The sequence below is a fragment of the Streptomyces sp. SCA2-17 genome (assembly GCF_044336695.1).
On sequence record NZ_CP117521.1, the window covers coordinates 4,741,715 to 4,758,009 of the forward strand.

Annotated in this window: 13 protein-coding genes and 1 pseudogene; 12 read left to right on the top strand and 2 right to left on the bottom strand. The window is 70.3% G+C overall.

From position 1 onward, the window contains the following. The first annotated feature begins 19 nt into the window (after positions 1–19). Together istA and istB are read left to right on the top strand one after the other, a co-directional pair. The gene (gene istA / locus PS271_RS21610) at positions 20–1,465 is read left to right on the top strand and encodes an IS21 family transposase (RefSeq protein WP_398382215.1); all 1,446 of its coding nucleotides are present in this window, start codon (positions 20–22) and stop codon (positions 1,463–1,465) included. Continuing rightward, complete coding sequence (gene istB, locus PS271_RS21615) at positions 1,462–2,232, top strand: IS21-like element helper ATPase IstB (RefSeq protein ID WP_398382214.1); 771 nt, start codon at positions 1,462–1,464, stop codon at positions 2,230–2,232. The genes istA and istB overlap by 4 nt, the downstream gene beginning before the upstream one ends. 1,106 nt (positions 2,233–3,338) lie before the next feature. Here the strand turns inward: istB and PS271_RS21620 are convergent. Next, positions 3,339–4,868 (bottom strand): integrase, encoded by a 1,530-nt coding sequence (locus PS271_RS21620; protein WP_398383859.1) that lies wholly within the window; start codon positions 4,866–4,868, stop codon positions 3,339–3,341. A gap of 47 nt (positions 4,869–4,915) precedes the next feature. On the opposite strand from PS271_RS21620, the pseudogene PS271_RS21625 reads away from it, so the two are divergent. From PS271_RS21625 to PS271_RS21640, 4 genes and pseudogenes are all read left to right on the top strand, one after another. Next, a pseudogene (locus PS271_RS21625) lies at positions 4,916–6,364 on the top strand (YifB family Mg chelatase-like AAA ATPase); the annotation flags it as partial. Next, positions 6,361–7,548, top strand: coding sequence for a DNA-processing protein DprA (dprA, locus tag PS271_RS21630; protein ID WP_398383861.1), 1,188 nt, complete (start codon positions 6,361–6,363; stop codon positions 7,546–7,548). The pseudogene PS271_RS21625 and the gene dprA, both read left to right, overlap by 4 nt. A 236-nt stretch (positions 7,549–7,784) precedes the next feature. Continuing rightward, positions 7,785–8,621: an RNA polymerase sigma factor WhiG gene (whiG, locus tag PS271_RS21635; RefSeq protein WP_398383863.1), complete on the top strand. Its 837-nt coding sequence runs from the start codon at positions 7,785–7,787 to the stop codon at positions 8,619–8,621. A gap of 104 nt (positions 8,622–8,725) precedes the next feature. Next, positions 8,726–9,265, top strand: coding sequence for a TetR/AcrR family transcriptional regulator (locus PS271_RS21640; RefSeq protein WP_120754027.1), 540 nt, complete (start codon positions 8,726–8,728; stop codon positions 9,263–9,265). Here PS271_RS21640 and PS271_RS21645 read toward each other — a convergent pair. Beyond that, positions 9,255–10,085 carry a peptidoglycan DD-metalloendopeptidase family protein gene (locus PS271_RS21645; RefSeq protein WP_398383865.1) on the bottom strand — a complete coding sequence of 277 codons (831 nt, stop codon included), beginning with the start codon at positions 10,083–10,085 and terminating at the stop codon, positions 9,255–9,257. The two genes, PS271_RS21640 and PS271_RS21645, sit on opposite strands and share 11 nt — an antisense overlap. A gap of 315 nt (positions 10,086–10,400) precedes the next feature. Between PS271_RS21645 and rpsB the strand changes: the two genes are divergently transcribed. The 6 genes from rpsB (at position 10,401) to rlmN (ending at position 16,263) form a co-directional block, all read left to right on the top strand. Continuing rightward, positions 10,401–11,276, top strand: a complete 876-nt coding sequence (gene rpsB, locus PS271_RS21650; protein WP_398383866.1) for a 30S ribosomal protein S2 — start codon at positions 10,401–10,403, stop codon at positions 11,274–11,276. A gap of 99 nt (positions 11,277–11,375) precedes the next feature. Further along, complete coding sequence (gene tsf / locus PS271_RS21655; RefSeq protein WP_398383868.1) at positions 11,376–12,212, top strand: translation elongation factor Ts; 837 nt, start codon at positions 11,376–11,378, stop codon at positions 12,210–12,212. 162 nt (positions 12,213–12,374) lie between these two features. Further along, positions 12,375–13,157, top strand: a complete 783-nt coding sequence (gene pyrH / locus PS271_RS21660) for a UMP kinase (protein WP_120753932.1) — start codon at positions 12,375–12,377, stop codon at positions 13,155–13,157. Positions 13,158–13,325: 168 nt separating this feature from the next. Continuing rightward, complete coding sequence (gene frr, locus PS271_RS21665) at positions 13,326–13,883, top strand: ribosome recycling factor (protein WP_398383870.1); 558 nt, start codon at positions 13,326–13,328, stop codon at positions 13,881–13,883. Next, entirely contained in the window at positions 13,883–14,986 is a 1,104-nt protein-coding gene (locus tag PS271_RS21670) for a phosphatidate cytidylyltransferase (RefSeq protein ID WP_398383871.1), read from the top strand. Before frr ends, PS271_RS21670 begins: the two co-directional genes overlap by 1 nt. A gap of 167 nt (positions 14,987–15,153) precedes the next feature. After that, the gene (rlmN, locus tag PS271_RS21675; protein ID WP_030369662.1) at positions 15,154–16,263 is read left to right on the top strand and encodes a dual-specificity RNA methyltransferase RlmN; all 1,110 of its coding nucleotides are present in this window, start codon (positions 15,154–15,156) and stop codon (positions 16,261–16,263) included. Positions 16,264–16,295 lie beyond the last annotated feature (32 nt).

Here is a 16,295-nt window from a genome sequence, read left to right on the forward strand (position 1 = left end):
GGGGCCCGGCACTCTTCTGATGATCGGTGTGGGTCTGGTGGAAGGGGTGGCGGTGGTCCTCGATCCGCATCGCTGGCTGGAACTTCGGCGGTTCCGTGCTCTCTTGGCATCCGGGGCGATGAGCCTGTCGGAGATCGCGCGGGAGACCGGGCTGGACCGCAAGACGGTCCGCAAGTACCTGTCGGAGAAGAGTCCCGCTGCACCGCCTCGGCGGTCGTCGGGCGGGCAGTCCCACAAGCGGGTGATCGACGAGTTCACCCCGCTGGTCGACTCGATGCTGCGGGCCGAGATCCTGATGAAAGCTTCGGTGATCCACGAGCGGCTGGTCGGCGAGTACGGGTTCACCGGCAACTACCAGCGCGTCAAGCTCTACGTCCAGGAAGCCCGCCCGCGGATCGCGGGCGAGCTGGGTATCGCGCCGAAGGAGCTGGCGGGCATGCACCGCCGGTTCGAGGTGATCCCGGGGGCCCAGGCCCAGGTCGACTGGGGTGACGAGGGCAAGATCCTCGCCCACATGGGCATTGGGAAGGTCTATTCCTTTCACATGACGCTGTCGTACTCGCGCGATCCGTTCTGCTGTTTCACGACCAGCCAGGACCTGCAGACGTTCTTCGACTGCCACCGGCGGGCGTTCGCGCACTACGGCGGGGTGCCGATGACGATCGTCTACGACCGCACCAAAACCGTCGTCCGCCGCCACGTCGCCCCTGGCGAGGCAGTCCCGCTGCACCCGGAGGCCGTCGGCTTCGCCGGCCACTACGACTTCGATCCCGACGTGCTGGCTGCCTACCGACCCACCGGCAAGGGCCGGGTCGAACGGCAGGTACTGATCGTCCGGGACCACGTCCTGTCAGGCAGGTCATTCGCCTCGGTCGAGGAGATGGACGCCGCGTTCATGTCCTGGGTCCCCCAGCGACGCGCTCAGATCCACCAGACCCACCGCGACGTCATCGGCGAGCGGGCGGCCCACGACCATGCCGCCCTCAAACCGCTTCCCTCCACCCCGTATCTGGTGGCCGAGCGGCAACTGCGGCATGTCGGCAAGGATTGCCTCGTCGCCTTCGACGGCAACCTCTACTCGGTCCCTGCCCGCAGGGTCCGGCCCCGCCAGCTGGTCGAGGTCCGGGCGACCAGGTCGCAGATCATGCTCCACCTCACAGCCCCGCAGGGCAGTGGCGAGACCCTGCTGGCCAGCCACCCCCGGGCGGTCGGCCGCGGCGCCCGCATCGTCGACGACAAGCACTGGGACGGCCTGCCCAAGGGCGACAACCGCAGGGTCACCACGGGAGACATCCCACCCGCTCGCCGCGAACGACCGCCGGCCGGGACCGGGCCCCTGCAGGCCTTGTTCACCCGGGCCGCGATCACCCAGGTCGAGGTCGGCCGCCGCCCGCTGTCGGTCTACGACGAGCTGACCGGCACCCGCCCCTTCACCACCCGTCCGAGCACCAAGGAATCCTCTTGAGCGAGCTGGTCAGCACCCGCATCCGCACCACCGCCACCAAGCTCGGCCTGCCCCACCTGGCTGAAGCGCTGAACCAGTACGCCCAGCGGGCCGACGAAGCCAAGATGGGATATCTCGACTTCCTCGACCTGGTCCTCTCTGAAGAACTCGCCGTCCGCGAGGACCGCCGCTTCCGCCAGGGCCTGAGGCTGTCGAAGCTGCCGCACCACAAGACCCTGGACGAGTACGACTTTTCCTTCCAGCCCGAACTCGACCCGCGCAAGGTCAAGGACCTCGCCACGCTGTCATTCGTCGAGGCCAAGGCGAACGCTGCCCTGCTGGGCCCGCCCGGAGTCGGCAAGACCCACATCGCCGTCTCCCTCGCGGTCGCGGCCTGCCGGGCCGGCTACTCGATCTACTTCACCAGCCTCGACGACATGGTCCGCAACCTCAAGGCAGCCGAATCAGCCGGCCGCCTGGCCAGCAAGCTCGGCACCTACCTGCGGCCCGGAGTCCTCGTGGTCGATGAAGTCGGCTACCAGCCCCTCGAACGAGCCGAGGCGAACCTGGTCTTCCAGGTGATCTCCAAGCGCTACGAAAAGGGGTCGATCATCCTGACCTCGAACAAGACCTTCAGTGAATGGGGCCAGGTCTTCGGCGACGAAGTCCTCGCCACCGCCATCCTCGACCGCCTCCTCCACCACTGCGACGTGATCGCGATCAACGGCCCCAGCTACCGGCTGAAGAACCGCCTCAAGGCCATCGAACGAGAGACAGACGTGGCCTGACAGCTGGGGACATTCACCCGTACACGACCGGGGAGCCGAGGTCGTACGTCGACAAGCGGCCATCAGCAGGTCGGTGCCCGGCTGGAGACACTGGGCCAGAGCCCGAGCGTGCATGGTGGCCTGCAGTGCCTGGGTGATCAGTCGCCCCGGGGAATCGGCGCCAGAGTCGGTGATGTTCTCGGTCGAGAACCAGTGCCCCCGCCCAGAACGGCGCTTGACGACCTGGACCTGATAAGTGATCGCTGTCGTATCGGCGACCGACGGCGCGACGGTGGGGGCGAGCATGCGGTCAAACGCGGACCGATTCCATCCGAATCTGTCTGTCAGCAGCACCGCGAGCGCCGTGAGCTCCAAGCGCGTCAAGAACAGCCGTCCCCAGGTCCGATCCACGCTCCTACCACCGAGCAGACGATGGTTGGACACAGTGGTCTGCCCGCTCGGCAGCGACCTGCGCGGAACGTCACCCGTCCGAGCCACATGGTCCAGCACCTCACCCAGACGCCAGTCCTGGCTGCCCTCCACCAACTCGCCAGCCCGCCACGCCTCCAGCAGCTGCGTGTTCTCGCGAATGCGCATCCTGGCCGCCCGGAACTGCCGCTGTGCAGCCAAAAGCACCGCCTGCCGCTCCGCCTCCGTGTAAGACTGCTTCACCGGCTGCCGGGCCCCGGGAACGCGCCGGGCCAGCTCCTCCGCCACTGCCCCGGTGCCCAGGCGAGGGTCCTGGCGGAGAAGGACCCGGACCATCGCCAGGGTGAGCCTGCCGTAGTTGGACTTGATGTGCTTGTCCCGCCAGCGTCGCAGCATCGGCACGGTCAGCCCGTCCAGATCCTGCGGTGGATGCTCCAGCGTGGACAGAAACCGCACAAACACCGTCAATTGGCGCCAGTAGCTGCTGCTCGTGAGGTGGGTGGTCCAACGCCGTGACTGCAGCGCGAAGAGAGCCGCCAAAGAATGCTGCATGGGCGCCGGGGCGGGCAGGTCGGCGAAGTCGTACTCCTTCTTGTATCCCTCCTGGTTGACCACGGTCACCACCAGCCCGCCCGGACCCAGTGGCGGCCCGACATGGTGGTCGGCCGGCGGCGGGACAGCCCTCCGCCCCCGCCCGCTCACGAGACCGCCCCGATCAGCGCGTCGATGTCCTGGATGCCAGCCGTCTCCCGCGCCAGCCGTGCGAACACACTGTCCAGATCCTCGACGTCCTCCCCCTCGTTGGTGGTCTCCGCGGCAGCGAGGATCGACTCCAGTTGCAGGTGGGCGACGGGCGCGAGGTAGTGCCGTTTCGTTGTTTCCACGTCCGCATGCCCCAAAAGGATCTTGACCAGCCACCACGGGTCGCCGAACAATTGGGCGAAGTCTCGCCGGTCCTTCTTCGTGAGCCCGTAGCGCTTCTCGAACAGCTCGTTTAGCAGGATCAGCATGTAGAGGGCCATAGAATGCCGCGCGGCGTGCGGCGTCACGTACGGGGTCTTGCCCTGAACTTGCGCCAGCCGGAACTGCCGCTCGATCTTCCGCTCCTCCTCGGTGAGCAGGACCTCTTCGCAGCGCAGGTTCGCCATCCTAAACACGCCGTTCCAGCGTTCCGGGTCCATCGGCAGGCCTTGCTCGGTCAGCCACAACCACGCCGGCTCCGGCCCTTCCGGCCCCTTGAGGAACAGCCACTGCCGCTCACGCCAGCCCAGACGGCTCAGTTCCTGCCCGCCGACGACACCGTCCGAGTCCACCCACTCGACCTTCGGCTTCAGCCCGTGCGTCACCTTCGTGACCAGCCTCATCGTCGGCAGGCGCTCGTAGCGGCCCGCCGCCTGGGCGCGTTGCACCGCCCACGCCCGCTCCGACTCCACGTAGCTCTCGACCTGGCCGACAGAGTCGACCGACGCGTAGTACGTCCGGCTGTTCTTCGACCTCGTCACCGCACCCGCGATGTGGCCGTGCATGTAGCGGCCATGACGAAGGCGCTGAGTCGGCAGTTCGAAGGTGAGCAGAGAACCGCCCTCCTGCCGCCGCAGACCCGAGCTGAGCAGCAGTTGCACGAAGCTCGTGTTGCGCAGCTCTGTCCGCGACTCCCACCCCGGCGCCGCGAGACCGTCCCGTGTGTGGCCGCGTAGCCCGATGTCCATCCACAAGCCCCAGGTCCGTGGCGTCAGCCACGACACCCGCGAGCTGACCGAGTCCGCAGCCCGGTCCTCCCGCCGCGAGACATCCACCGGCAGCGGGTAGACCTTCCCCCACTTGAACAGCTTGGTGAACGCCGTCGCCTCTCGGTCCCACTTGGCCCCGCTGATCCGGCCCGGGTTCTCCGGAGCGGCGCACCGCCAGTGCCGGTAGTCCGCCAGGTCCTGCCGCGTCGCCTCCCGCCACGACACCCCGCGCGAAGATAAGAAAGTCAGCAGCGGACGATAATCCGTTCCATAATTCCGCTTCGTTTCCCGTTCCAGATTCCGGAATACCTCGGACCGTACGAAATCTAGGAAATCCCGGTCCACCATGCCATCCGGTCTGATGTACACCGGGTCGCCCGGCCGCAGGCCGATCCGTGCGACCGCCTCCGGGAGGTTCTGCACCCCCAGAACGCCTTCCGTCGGCAGCGACCCCCACCGCCCCGGATCCGGCACCCACACCACATGCCACTCGTCCAACTGACGCCTCCCTTGACGCTTGAACACATCCAATCATCAGGGAATGCGTCAACTCCGGCGCCGAGTGGCCGCAGAAGAAGCTGACCGTGGGCCTGAGCCCCGCGGCGGTCCCCAAGAGCGGCAGCGGCTTCGACCTCGCCGTCGCCTGCGCCGTCCTCGCAGCCTCCGAGCGCCTCGACCCGCGTGAGATCGCCGATCTGGTGCTGATCGGAGAGCTGGGCCTCGACGGCCGGGTCCGGCCGGTGCCGGGCGTCCTTCCGGCCGTCCTGGCCGCCGCCGACGCCGGCTACCGCCAGGTCGTCGTCGCCGAGCGCACCGCTGCCGAGGCGTCCCTCGTGCCCGGTGTCTCGGTCCTCGGCATCCGCAGCCTGCGCCAGCTCATCGCGGTCCTGACGGACGCGCCGGTGCCGGAGGAGGAGCCGCTGCAGGAGGGTCGCCCGGATCCGATGCTCGCGGGGCTCTCGGTGCCGGGGGCAGGGCTGGGGACGGGCGTCCTGCTCGGCGAACGGCAGCCCGACCTCGCCGAGGTCGCCGGGCAGGCCAAGGCCCGGATGGCCCTCGAAGTAGCAGCCGCAGGGCGGCACCACCTGCTCCTCCAGGGCCCGCCCGGAGCGGGCAAGACCATGCTCGCCGAGCGGCTGCCCGGCCTGCTCCCGCCGCTCACCCCGCAGGAGTCGCTCGAAGTCACGGCGGTCCACTCCGTAGCGGGGACGCTCCCCGCCGGGCAGCCCCTCCTCGACCAGGCCCCCTACTGCGCCCCGCACCACTCGGCGTCCATGCCCTCCCTGGTCGGCGGAGGCTCGGGGCTGCCGCGCCCAGGCGCGGTCTCTCTGGCGCACCGTGGAGTTCTCTTCATGGACGAGGCACCCGAGTTCTCCGGGCGCGTGCTCGATGCGCTGAGGCAGCCGCTCGAATCGGGGCACGTGATCGTGGCCCGTTCCGGCGGAGTGCTCCGGCTTCCTGCCCGGTTCCTGCTCGTCCTGGCCGCGAACCCGTGCCCCTGCGGACGGCACGGGTTGCTGGGCGAGGGCTGCGACTGCGCCCCGCAGGCCGTCAGGCGCTACCGGGCCCGCCTCTCCGGCCCCCTCCTGGACCGGGTCGACCTGCGGGTGACGGTTGAACCGGTGGCCCGCTCCGAGCTCACGGGAGCCGAGACGGGGTCGGAGACCACGGCCGTGGTGGCCGAGCGGGTCCGTGCCGCCCGGGAGCGGGCCTCCGCCCGCCTCGCGGACATGCCCTGGGCGACCAACAGCGAGGTCCCCGGCCACGAACTGCGGACCCGCTGGCGCGTCGGCCCCGGCGCGCTCACCGAGGCCGAACGCGACATGGAGCGGGGCATGCTGACGGCGCGTGGCCTCGACCGCGTACTGCGGGTCGCATGGACCGTGGCCGACCTCGCCGGGCACGACCGCCCCGACGCCGCGGACGTCAACTGCGCGCTGGAGCTGCGTACGGGTGTCCATCGCGGCACCGTTCTGACGGGGGACCGCCCATGAGCGCCCTCGCCCACGCCTCCGAGGAGCGGCTGGCCCGTGCAGCACTGACCAGGCTGACCGAGCCTGGGGACGAGCGCGTGGGCCGCTGGGTGCGTGAGATGGGGGCCGCGGGTGTGGTGCGGGGCCTCACCGGCGCGGGGCCGGTGCCGAAGGGCGCCGGCCGTGAGCGGCTCGCGGGCTGCCGGCAGCGCGCCGCCGCCCTCGACCCCCAGGGCGACCTCGACGCCGTCGCTCGGCTGGGCGGCCGTTTCGTCTGCCCCGGCGACCGCGAATGGCCCGGGCAGCTGGACGACCTCGGGGATGCCCGTCCGCTCGGCCTATGGGTGCGCGGCGGCGCCGACCTGCGGCTGTGGGCCCTGCGCTCCGTCGCCGTGGTCGGTGCCCGCGCCTGCACCGACTACGGCTCGCACGTCGCGTCCCTCCTCGGCTCCGGACTGGCACGGCGCGGCTGGGTGGTCGTGTCCGGCGCCGCGTACGGCGTTGATGGCGCCGCGCACAGAGGGGCGCTCACCGCGGGCGGCGCGACCGTGGCCGTGCTGGCCTGCGGCGTCGATGTGCCCTACCCGCGCGGGCACGCGGACCTGCTCGACCGGATCGTGGAACGGGGTCTCGTGCTGGCCGAGTTGCCCCCGGGCGGCCACCCCACCCGCAGTCGCTTCGTCTTGCGCAACCGCGTCATCGCCGCGTTGACGCGCGGCACCGTGGTCGTGGAAGCCGAGTACCGCAGCGGCTCGCTGGTGACGGCCCGTCGCGCACGCCGCATGGGGCGGCAGACCATGGGCGTGCCCGGGCCCGTGACGTCCGGCCTCTCGGCCGGCGTTCACGAACTGCTCCGCGAGGACGCGGTCCTCGTCACCGACGCCGACGAGGTCGCCGAGCTCGTCGGCGGCATCGGCGACCTCGCCCCCGAGCGCCACGGCCCCGTGGTCGCGCGCGACCTGCTGGCCCCGGCGGCGGCCGTGGTGCTCGAAGCCGTGCCCGGGGGCAGCGGCGGCGACGCGGAGCTCATCGCGCGAAACGCGGGCCTGAGCAGGGATCAGACGCTCGCCAGGCTGTACGAGCTGCAGTCCCTCGGCTTCGTCGAACGCCACGATGATCACTGGAAGTTGGCCGCCCCGCCGTCAACATCCGGCACCCCCAAGCCCCCCGGACGGCGCCCGTCCGCGCGGCGAGGCGGTTCTTGACCTGGGGCGATCGGGTGAAAAGGTTAAGGGGACGACCGCGGCCGCCGATACGGCGAGGCCCGTACGGCCACCCGCCCCCGGCAGCTGCACGCCGGTGCCGCCGGCGGAGCAGGCCCCCGCCCATCGACGAAGAGGACTCATCGCATACCGCAACGCAGCAGTCACGCTACGCTCACGGGATTCCAGCCATTCGTACCACTCGATCCACGTCACAGCAGAACGGCTCAAGACGACGAATGCCCCAGCACACCTCCGGTTCGGACCGCGCGGCGGTGCCGCCCGCGGCGCGCGGCGCCGAGCGCCCTCCCGCACCCTCGACGCTCGATGAGCTGTGGCGGTCGTACAAGGCCTCGGGCGACGAGCGGCTGCGGGAACAGCTGATCCTCCACTACTCGCCCCTGGTGAAGTACGTGGCGGGGCGCGTCAGCGTCGGTCTGCCGTCCAACGTCGAGCAGGCCGACTTCGTGTCCTCGGGGATCTTCGGACTCATCGACGCCATCGAGAAGTTCGACCCCGCGCGGGAGATCAAGTTCGAGACGTACGCCATCACCCGGATCCGCGGGGCGATGATCGACGAACTGCGCGCGCTGGACTGGATCCCGCGCTCCGTCCGCCAGAAGGCCCGCGCGGTCGAGCGTGCGTACGCCACGCTGGAGGCCGAGCTGCGGCGCACCCCCACCGAGGCCGAGGTGGCGGCCGAGATGGGCATCGGCATCGAGGAACTGCACGGCGTCTTCAGTCAGTTGTCGCTCACCAACGTCGTCGCCCTGGAGGATCTCCTGCACGCCGGCGCCGAGGGTGGCGAACGGCTGAGCCTGATGGACACTCTGGAGGACACCGCCGCCGACGACCCCGTCGAGGTCGCCGAGGACCGCGAGCTGCGCCGCCTCCTCGCCCGCGCGATCAACACGCTCCCCGAGCGCGAGAAGACCGTGGTCACCCTCTACTACTACGAGGGCCTCACACTGGCCGAGATCGGGCACGTGCTCGGCGTCACGGAGAGCAGGGTCAGCCAGATCCACACGAAGTCGGTGCTCCAGCTGCGGGCCAAGCTGGCGGACGTCGGCCGCTGACACCCGGCCGGGAATCCTCCCTCGGCTTCGTTCCCGCCACCGGCAATCCGTAAAGTGGGGACGTGCCCAGGATTCGAGCGGCCTCCGTGGCCGAGCACCGGACGATGCAGCGCGGCGCCCTGCTGGACGCCGCCCGATCCCTGCTGTCTGAGGGCGGCACGGAGGCGCTGACTTTCCCCGCCCTGGCCGAGCGCACGGGGCTGGCGCGGTCTTCGGTCTACGAGTACTTCCGCTCGCGGGCGGCCGTGGTCGAGGAGCTGTGCGCCGTCGACTTCCCCGTGTGGGCGGCGGAGGTCGAGGCCGCCATGGAGGGTGCGGACACGCCCGAGGCGAAGATCGAGGCGTACGTGCGCCGCCAGCTGGCCCTTGTCGGCGACCGCCGTCACCGGGCCGTGGTCGCGATCTCCGCCGGAGAGCTGGACGCCGGTGCCCGAGAGAAGATCCGGGCCGCCCACGGCGGGCTCATCGCCATGGTCGTGGAGGCCCTCGAAGGACTCGGTCACGATCAGCCGCGCCTGGCCGCCATGCTGCTGCAGGGCGTCGTCGACGCCGCCGTACGCCGGATCGAGCTCGGCGCGGCCGAGGACCCGGACCGCATCATCGAGGCGGCCGTGTCCATGGCGCTGCGCGGCGTCAGGGGCTGATCCCCGCAGTGCCTGCCCCGCCGTACAGCGGCAGCAGCCGCGACGGCGGTCTGCGCAGCATCCACGGCGGCAGCATGGACATGGGATCCAGGTAGATCTTTCCGCGGAGCAGCCCCCAGTGCAGGCAGCTCCCGGAACCGGCGGCACCCCCGGCTCCCTTCAGGCAGTGGGAGAGGAAGGGTCCTGCCTGGAGCGTGCCGATCACCTGCCCCGCCGACACCTCGTCGCCTTCCTTCACCACCGCGTCCACCGGCTCGTACGTGGTCCGCAGCGGCGGCTCGCCCGTCCCCGCGTGTTTGACCGCCACCACACCCCGCCCCGCGACGGTTCCGGCGAAGGACACGGTGCCTGGCGCGGCGGCCCGTACCGGCTGACCCGGGCGGGCGACGAGATCCACCCCTCGGTGCCCGGCCGCCCAGGGCACCGGCGGCGGCCGCCAGGCCCGTACGAGCAGGGGCCTGCCGCCTCGCGCCCCGGCGACCGGCCAGGCGCGATCGCCCCGCTGCGGCCCGCCGCCTCCCGGCCCGGACGACCTGGAGGGCCCGGGCCCCGTAGCCGCGAACCGGCCGGGTGCTGCGGAGGCGGTGGACGCCTCGGGCACCGGAGCGGGCCCGGGGGCGGGGGCTGAAGCAGGCCCGGGGGCGGGCACAGGAGCCGGCACACCGCCGGGCGCCGGAGCGGGAGCCGCCGAATCCCGTGCGTCCGCATTCGCACCGCCGGCGACCACCGCCGCGAGGACACAGAGCGTGACCGCCCCGGCCCCGGCGAGCAGGCGCCGCGAAAGAGATCCGAGCCGTGTCAAAGATCCGATGAGAGTCATGCCGGTACGGTGGCGGACTTCCGCCGATCGTGGGGATCTTGACGGAGATCTGTGGACTACTCGCGGGTTGTGCACAACGCCGTCACCCGGGCCTTCCCGGGTCCCGTACACTTCTCATGGCGATCCGGGTCACCGGATCGACTTCGCACGCCCCGCTACCGGCGCGTCAGTCCCTTTTCGGGCAGCCCGGTGGCCGTGTCTCTCGGTCCGCGGAAGGGTCCTCGCAAGGGCACCGTTCCACGGCAGGCGCGTCGGGGCGTCAGGAGCGGCGGCCGCCCGGCCGTCGTGGAACCGAGTATTTCAAGGAGCGCGGCCATGGCCGTCGTCACGATGCGGGAGCTGCTGGAGAGCGGCGTCCACTTCGGTCACCAGACCCGTCGTTGGAACCCGAAGATGAAGCGTTTCATCTTCACGGAGCGCAACGGCATCTACATCATCGACCTGCTCCAGTCGCTGTCGTACATCGACCGCGCCTACGAGTTCGTCAAGGAGACCGTCGCGCACGGCGGCTCCATCATGTTCGTCGGCACGAAGAAGCAGGCCCAGGAGGCCATCGCCGAGCAGGCGACCCGCGTCGGCATGCCCTACGTCAACCAGCGCTGGCTGGGCGGCATGCTCACCAACTTCTCGACCGTCTACAAGCGCCTGCAGCGCCTGAAGGAGCTCGAGCTCATCGACTTCGAGGACGTGGCCGCCTCCGGCCTCACCAAGAAGGAGCTCCTGGTCCTCTCCCGCGAGAAGGCCAAGCTGGAGAAGACCCTCGGCGGCATCCGCGAGATGCAGAAGGTGCCGAGCGCCGTCTGGATCGTCGACACCAAGAAGGAGCACATCGCCGTCGGTGAGGCGCGCAAGCTCCGCATCCCGGTCGTCGCGATCCTCGACACCAACTGCGACCCCGACGAGGTCGACTACAAGATCCCGGGCAACGACGACGCGATCCGCTCCGTCACGCTGCTCACCCGTGTGATCGCCGACGCCGTCGCCGAGGGCCTCATCGCCCGTTCCGGTGCCGCCACCGGTGACGCGAAGGCCGACAAGGCCGCCGGCGAGCCCCTCGCCGAGTGGGAGCGCGACCTGCTCGAGGGCGAGAAGAAGGCCGACGCCGAGGCTGAGAAGCCGGCCGAGGCCGCCGCCGAGAAGCCGGCCGAGGCCGCTGCCGAGGCTCCGGCCGCGGACGCCGAGCAGGCCTGACAACTCAGTCGGTAGATCATGACGGGGGACGGCGCACCGGCGCCGCCCCCGTCGTGCACCCGTAGTCACCCAACGACTTTCGAGAGAGATTCACAGACCATGGCGAACTTCACCGCCGCTGACGTCAAGAAGCTCCGTGAGCTCACCGGCGCCGGCATGATGGACTGCAAGAAGGCGCTGGACGAGGCCGAGGGCAACCTCGAGAAGGCCGTCGAGATCGTGCGCGTCAAGGGCCTGAAGGGCGTGGCCAAGCGCGAGAGCCGCACCACCGAGAACGGTGCCGTCGTCTCCGTCGTCGCCGACGACAACACCTCCGGTGTCATCGTCGAGCTGAAGTGCGAGACCGACTTCGTCGCCAAGGGCGAGAAGTTCGTCGCCGTCGCCGACGCCCTGGCCGCCCACGTCGCCAAGAGCGCCCCGGCCGACGTCGAGGCCCTCATGGCTTCCGAGATCGAGGCCGGCAAGACCGTCCAGGCTTTCGTGGACGAGGCCAACGCCACCCTGGGCGAGAAGATCGTCGTAGACCGCTTCGCGCGCTTCGACAACGGCTTCGTCTCCGTGTACATGCACCGCACCGCCGCGGACCTGCCCCCGCAGGTCGGCGTCCTGGTCGAGCTGGACAAGGAGAACGCCGAGGTCGCCAAGGACGTCGCGCAGCACATCGCCGCCTTCGCGCCGAAGTTCCTCAGCCGCGAGGAGATCCCGGCCGAGACGGTCGAGAACGAGCGCCGCGTCGCCGAGGCCACCGCTCGCGAGGAGGGCAAGCCCGAGGCCGCCCTGCCGAAGATCGTCGAGGGTCGCGTCACCGGCTTCTACAAGGAGAACGTCCTGCTGGACCAGGCGTTCGCCAAGGACAACAAGAAGACCGTCCAGAAGATCCTGGACGAGGCCGGTGTCACGCTGAAGCGCTTCGCGCGCATCCGCGTCGGCGCCTGAGCCGTCAGCAGGGCAGCGATTGACCTGCGACCCGCTAGGGTCGTACGCAGCCGATCCCTCACCGGTCGGCCGCTGATGTGACGAGGAGGCCATTGCCGTACAGGGAACCGAAAGGACCCATCCGGCAATGGCCTTCTTCGTATGTGCACGAGGAGAGCTCCAATGAATCAGGGTGCGGACGCCCGGCAGGCTGCCGACGACACCAGTGCTGACCACGGCGGCCCACGCCGCCGGTTCCTGCTCAAACTGTCCGGCGAGGCGTTCGCCGGCGGGGGCGGCCTCGGCGTCGACCCCGATGTCGTGCACGCCATCGCCCGTGAGATCGCGGCCGTCGTCCGCGAGGGCTACGAGATCGCCGTCGTCATCGGCGGCGGCAACTTCTTCCGTGGCGCCGAGCTGCAGCAGCGCGGCATGGACCGGGCCCGCTCGGACTACATGGGCATGCTCGGCACCGTGATGAACTCCCTCGCCCTCCAGGACTTCCTGGTCAAGGAAGGCATCGAGACGCGCGTTCAGACCGGCATCACCATGGGGCAGGTCGCGGAGCCGTTCATCCCGCTGCGCGCCGTGCGCCACCTGGAGAAGGGCCGCGTCGTGATCTTCGGCGCGGGCATGGGCATGCCCTACTTCTCCACCGACACCACCGCCGCCCAGCGCGCCCTGGAGATCCACGCCGAGGCGATCCTGATGGGCAAGAACGGCGTCGACGGGATCTACGACTCCGACCCGAAGAAGAACCCCGACGCGGTGAAGTTCGACGCGCTCGAGTACAGCGAGGTGCTCGCACGGGGCCTGAAGGTCGCCGACGCCACCGCCATCAGCCTGTGCATGGACAACAAGCTGCCGATCCTGGTCTTCGAGCTGCTCGCCGAGGGCAACATCGGGCGTGCGGTCAAGGGTGAGAAGATCGGCACGCTCGTGAGCGACCAGAGCACGCGGGACTGAACCACCCGCACGGCCGTCCGTAGTGGCCAGACCCGATACGGACGGCAACTCCGTGCCGAGGGAAGACCTCGGCACGGGGATGGACAACTGCCTGCCGGTCGGACACCGTGCAGGAGAAGACGCGCGCAGGGGCGAGGCTCTGCTTACTGATAACACCAGGAGCAAGTGGTGATCGAAGAGATCCTCCTCGAGGCCGAGGAGAAGATGGAGAAGGCCGTTGTGGTCGCCAAGGAGGACTTCGCGGCGATCCGCACCGGGCGTGCGCACCCGGCGATGTTCAACAAGATCGTGGCGGACTACTACGGTGCGCTGACGCCGATCAACCAGCTGGCGTCCTTCTCGGTGCCGGAGCCGCGCATGGCGGTCGTGACGCCCTTCGACAAGAGCGCGCTCCGCAACATCGAGCAGGCGATCCGCGACTCCGACCTCGGCGTCAACCCGAGCAACGACGGCAACATCATCCGGGTGACCTTCCCGGAGCTCACGGAGCAGCGCCGCCGGGAGTTCGTCAAGGTCGCGAAGACCAAGGGCGAGGACGCCAAGGTCTCGATCCGCTCCGTGCGCCGCAAGGCCAAGGACGCCCTCGACAAGCTCGTCAAGGACAAGGAGTCCGGCGAGGACGAGGTGCGCCGCGCGGAGAAGGAGCTCGACGACACCACCGCGAAGTACGTGGCGCAGGTGGACGAGCTGCTCAAGCACAAGGAAGCCGAGCTCCTCGAGGTCTGATGAACGAGACATCCTGGGGGACCCCGCCGAGCGCCGGTTTCCGGGGGTCCACCGACCGGGGGCCGTCCACTGCGGCCCTCTCGGCGGGTCCTGTGCACGAGGCGGGCGTGGCGGCGCAGACTCGGCCCATGCCCATCGTGCCCTCCTCAGGCGGAGACCAGGACGACCGTGACCAGGGGGCCGCCCATCTCCGCGGCCCCCTGTTCCGCGACGAACAGGAGCCCGACATCCGGCCCCAGGACCCTGCCCCGGTGCCTGCCTCGCCCGAGTCGCCGAAGGCAGGAAAGAAGAGCGCCGGCCGCGATCTGCGGGCGGCGATAGGGGTCGGCGTCGGCCTCGGTGCGGTCATCCTCGCCTCCCTGTTCATCTACAAGCCCGTCTTCCTCGGCGTGATCGTGATCGCCGTGGTGGTCGGGCTGTGGGAGCTGACGTCCCGCCTCGCGGAGCGCAAGTCGATCCGCGCCCCGCTGGTGCCCCTCGCGGTCGGCGGGGCCGCCATGGTCATCGCCGGTTACGCCAGCGGTGCCGAGGGCGCGTGGGTGGCCGTGGCCTTCACCGCCCTGGCCGTCCTCGTATGGCGCATGACGGAGTCCCCGGACGACTACCTGAAGGACGTCACGGCGGGCATCTTCGCGGCCTTCTACGTGCCGTTCCTGGCCACCTTCGTGGCCCTCATGCTGGCGGCCGGCGATGGCGCGTGGCGGGTGCTCACGTTCCTGATCCTGACCGTGGTCAGCGACACGGGGGCGTACGCGGTGGGCTGGAAGTTCGGCAAGCGCAAGCTGGCCCCGCGCATCAGCCCCGGCAAGACGCGTGAGGGGCTGCTCGGGGCGGTCGCCTTCGCGATGGTCGCCGGCGCGCTGTGCATGCAGTTCCTGATCGACGATGGCGTGTGGTGGCAGGGGCTGCTCCTCGGTCTGGCCGTCGCGGTCAGCGCCACGCTGGGCGACCTCGGCGAATCCATGATCAAGAGGGATCTCGGCATCAAGGACATGGGCGCGCTGCTGCCGGGGCACGGCGGCATCATGGACCGGCTGGACTCGCTCCTGCCGACCGCGCCGGTGGTCTGGCTCCTCCTGGTCGTCTTCGTCGGCTCGGCCTGAGGCGGGCCAGGTACCCTGGAAGGGCTCGTCGCTGTGCGGCGGGCCCTTTTCCGGCCCCGCACCGTGCGGGGGTGCCCCTGGTGAGATCTCCGGGTTCCGGCATCGTCCTGCCGCTGGCTCCGCGATTGCGGAGATCATCCGCCGTCGTCAATGAGGAGTCCTTGCTCATGGCCCCCGCGCCTGGAGAACTGACGTTCGTCGCCCCCCGCGGGGCCAAGCTGCCTCCGCGCCACCTTGCCGACCTCTCGCCCGCCGAGCGCCGTGAGGCCGTCTCCGCGATCGGCGAGAAGCCGTTCCGCGCCAAGCAGCTCTCGCAGCACTACTTCGCCCGGTACGCGCACGACCCCGCGACGTGGACCGACATCCCGGCGGCGGCGCGCGAGAAGCTCGCCACCGAGCTGCTGCCGGAGCTCATGAGCGTCGTGCGCCACATCTCCTGCGACGACGACACCACCCGCAAGACCCTCTGGCGCCTGCACGACGGCAAGCTGGTGGAGTCCGTGCTGATGCGCTACCCCGACCGGGTCACCATGTGCATCAGCTCACAGGCCGGCTGCGGCATGAACTGCCCGTTCTGCGCCACGGGCCAGGCCGGGCTGGACCGGAACCTGTCGACGGCCGAGATCGTCCACCAGATCGTGGACGGCATGAGGGCCCTGCGTGACGGTGAGGTCCCCGGCGGCCCCGCGCGGCTGTCCAACATCGTCTTCATGGGCATGGGCGAGCCGCTGGCCAACTACAAGCGGGTCGTCGGCGCCATCCGCCGCCTCACGGACCCCGAGCCGGACGGCCTGGGGCTCTCCCAGCGCGGCATCACCGTCTCCACCGTCGGCCTGGTCCCCGCGATGCTGCGCTTCGCCGACGAGGGCTTCAAGTGCCGCCTGGCCGTCTCCCTGCACGCGCCGGACGACGAGCTGCGCGACACCCTGGTGCCGGTCAACACCCGCTGGAAGGTCCGCGAGGTCCTCGACGCGGCGTGGGAGTACGCGGAGAAGTCCGGCCGCCGCATCTCCATCGAGTACGCCCTGATCCGCGACATCAACGACCAGGCATGGCGCGGCGACCTCCTCGGGCGGCTCCTCAAGGGCAAGCGCGTACACGTCAACCTCATCCCGCTCAACCCCACCCCGGGGTCGAAGTGGACGGCGTCCCGGCCCGAGGACGAGCGCGCCTTCGTCGCGGCGATCGCCGCGCACGGCGTGCCCGTGACCGTCCGGGACACCCGCGGCCAGGAGATCGACGGCGCCTGCGGACAGCTGGCCGCCACCGAGCGCTGACCGGGCGCCGCAGGTCGGACGCCGATCCGTGG